We start from the raw sequence: 3,249 nt of genomic DNA on the forward strand, positions 1-3,249 counted from the left end.
CATGGCGTGATCTCCCTGGCGGTTGCCGCCGCCGGTTGGCTGGGTGTGAGTTCACCCGGAGATTACGCCGCCAGCCAATTTCCACCAGTTCCGAGACACGACCCCTGCCGGACTGTTTGGGAACTGTTCACATGTCTTTGCCTTTTGGAAATACCGAACCGCCACGCACCGTCGAAGAAGCAATCGAATTCTGCCAATCCGGTCCAACGCTACGGAAGATCAAGGCGTATCTCGACAGCACCAGCCTGTCGGCTGATCTCAAGGCGCTTCTCTATGATCTGGCGGGGTTCACCGTAAAGATCGGCGAGGCCGTGGTGGCGATCGGACGGAGAATTCTCGGCATGGCCATGTGGCTGGTCGATAACATGCCGAACACGCTTCTTGGGGTGGCGGTTGCGCTAGCCGTCACGACGCTGGTCGGGGCGGTGCCATGGATCGGCGGGCTACTCGCTGTCCTTCTCAGCAAACTCTTGCTCCTGATCGGGGTGACGGCTGGTGCAATCGAAGACATCCGGCAGCATGCCGCGAAGCAGGCCATGGATCGCTTCGCAGCACAGTTTGCGGTCTTCAGCACGGTGCGAGTATGACCGATCTGAGCGAAGAGGAACAACGCGCCGGTTTCGATGCCGTCAAGCGTGTCGTGGCGAATGACGTCAAATTCAAGGCACGCTTGGGGATCGGGGACGACGCCTATACAAGCCTGAAGGTGGTTAAGGGCTTCCGTAATCTGTTGGATGTTTCGGGGGCTGCTGCAAGTGGCGCGGCGGCGGCTAAGTCGAGCTTGGTCGCCACGACGTTCTTTGGCAAGACCGGGTTTGCAGCAGTGTGGGCCGCTTTGCCTTTAACAGCACAGGTCACCACGCCCATAGTCGTTGTTGCTGCCGCTGCCGTCGCCACCGGAGGGGCTTGCTACGGGGTAGCCCGGCTGTTCAGAGGATACAGCCAGTCGCGTGTGGACACCGTGCCAAGGTTCCTGAACACGCCCTTGGATCTGTTAGGCACATCGATTCTTGATCTGATGGGTGCCCTTTCGCTAAAGGTCGCCGCGATTGATGGTCATGTCGATACGCGAGAGGTTCAGGTCGTCAGGGATTACTTCGTGGAAGACTGGGGCTACGACCCCGACTATGTGGACCATGCTCTAGCCGTTCTCAGCGCTAACGATGATAAGTCGCGCCTGACCGATATGACGCGAGCACTTGCCGAGTTCGTTCATGGAAACCCGGACTGCAAGTTCGGAATCCTGCAACAAGAGATCAAACGCCTGCTGACCGAGGTCGCAGAGGCAGACGGAAGGCTGGACGAGCGCGAGGAAATGGCGATTGACCGGGTCATCCGGTCGCTCGATGAGCAGAATTCCGTGGTTGCCAGCCTGTCACGCGTAGCCAAGAGGACCAGTGCAGCGGTATCCTCTGCGACCGGATGGATCGGAAGCAAGCTCGGGCGGAACGGCAAGGCCGATCAGTAGTATCCTGCCCCTGCCCCTCAAGCAATGGCTGATACACCCAGAACTCACTGATACGTATAAGTATGGGGAAGGAAGGGAAGAAGAAGAAGAAGCATGGATAATCTCCTCGTGTATTCTCCTCTTTCTTAATTCTCTTCTTTCTTATCTTCTCTTAGAGGATGTTGAAAGGAACCACTTCTCTTCCGGTAGTATTCTCCCACTCCTTGAGTCTCGTCAGGTATCCCTCACAGCGTTCCGTCTCTCGGCATGTCTGGAAATCCAGTCGAACATAAGCAGGGTCATCCTTCCAGCTATCATGGTCCAATCCTAGAGCTTTGGCTTCCAAGGGAATTTCCCGACCGACCACCTCAACAGCAGCCTGCTTCATCGCTTCTTCTAATACTTTGCTGTGGGTATAGGGGATGATGGCACTGTCATGCACGGTCAGGACAGGCAGCCCCATGAAGGTACAGCGGTCGATCACCCGCTCCATGATCTGGGAATCGGTGAACATCAACCTGATGCCTACATCCGAGCAAAGGCTATCCGCCAGCGCCGGGACATGCTCGCTAAAGGCGTCGATGGTCTTTTGGAGGGTAGTATTCTTCAAGTGTTTCCCGGGATGTCTAGCCTTAAGCCCTTCACGAAAGGCTGAGCAGGCAGAACGAGTATCCTTGGCATTCAGAGCCGTCAGCACCAGTTGCTTGACCAGCCTGCGTTGCTCATCAGGATCGGTATCGGGGAACTGTCCAGGGGGAAGCTCATAGGGATCAGGAGGAAGCTCCACCCCTTGCTGCGCTGCCAGAATCTGGATGTGCATGGCTTTGAAGTCGATCTCGACAGTCGGAGTGTCATTGATGAATATCTGTGATCGTAGCTTGCTATTCAGCCCCTGCCACCACGGCCCATAGAACCGCCCGTTCATCTCCCATGAACCCCGGCTGAATATTCGCCTGACAAGCTGATGGCGAGGTCCGACAGCGACCCTGATGTCCTTTCCCCTGTTGTCCTGCCGGACGACCCACGGCTGCTCCAGGGTGGGGATGTCGATGAAGGTCTGTGCCAGCAGATCGTTATAGGCCGTCAACACCTGCCTCATGCAGTGGGTGTTATCGGTGTCCTGGTATTCCACTGCACGACTATAATCCCCTTCACCCTCCTTCAGGATAATACATTCCGAGGGGACTACCTGGATAGCTCGACCATCAACAACCAACGCCTCGAATCGTTTCTGAAGCTCCGTGCTGGCCTGTATCCTGCCCGTCCGGTTCCCCTTTGCTCCAGGGGCGGCATAGCTACCCGCCGATACTCGCACGAGACCCGCCGCCTGTAGCTGTTTCACCAGCACCACCAGATGCTTGGAAAGCCCCAAGGGGTTATAGCGGGATTGGCTATCCCATGCCCCCTCCGAGAAGGGCATACCCAAGCATAGAAGAGGATCCTCCTGCCACGCCAGATAAAGGTCCGTCACCAAGACCCGTAGCTGCTCGATATAAGGCCGTCTGGGCTTCTTGCCGCCCTTCTGCTTCTCTGCCTCCCCGGTAGCAAAGTGCTGGTTCCAGATATCCTGCACCAGACCGACCAAGGCGGGGTCTTCCGTCCAGATCGTGGTGCTCAGAGGCCGGGAATGCTGAGGATCGAAGATCGCCTCCTGCTTCTCGTTGGCTGGCTCATCCCCTTGTAACTGTTGCTGCATCTTTTGACCTGCCCCGGGATTTTTCCTCCAGATGCGATTAGAGTCCGGCCCAACTTGAGGACGGACAATGAAGCGAACGAGATTCACGGACGAACAGATCATCGGC

The 3,249-nt window shown here is 56.8% G+C and carries 3 protein-coding genes; 2 read left to right on the forward strand and 1 reads right to left on the reverse strand.

The annotated features are described in order from the left end of the window. The coding region (locus ACDP63_RS24405; RefSeq protein ID WP_409928815.1) for a hypothetical protein at positions 1-587 on the forward strand (587 nt) is incomplete at its 5' end. Beyond that, positions 584-1,468 carry a TerB family tellurite resistance protein gene (locus tag ACDP63_RS24410; RefSeq protein ID WP_010399164.1) on the forward strand — a complete coding sequence of 295 codons (885 nt, stop codon included), beginning with the start codon at positions 584-586 and terminating at the stop codon, positions 1,466-1,468. The genes ACDP63_RS24405 and ACDP63_RS24410, both read left to right, overlap by 4 nt. A 151-nt stretch (positions 1,469-1,619) precedes the next feature. On the opposite strand, the gene ACDP63_RS24415 is transcribed toward ACDP63_RS24410, so the two are convergent. Then, on the reverse strand, positions 1,620-3,249 hold a 1,630-nt coding region (locus ACDP63_RS24415; RefSeq protein ID WP_409928816.1), incomplete at its 5' end, for a hypothetical protein.

Source organism: Paracoccus sp. P2 (assembly GCF_046335115.1).
Taxonomy (GTDB): Bacteria; Pseudomonadota; Alphaproteobacteria; order Rhodobacterales; family Rhodobacteraceae; genus Paracoccus; species Paracoccus pantotrophus.

What these genes read in the sequence shown, in the direction of transcription:
- ACDP63_RS24410 (WP_010399164.1), top strand. Translation starts at nt 584, where the DNA reads ATGACCGATCTGAGCGAAGAGGAACAACGCGCCGGTTTCGATGCCGTC.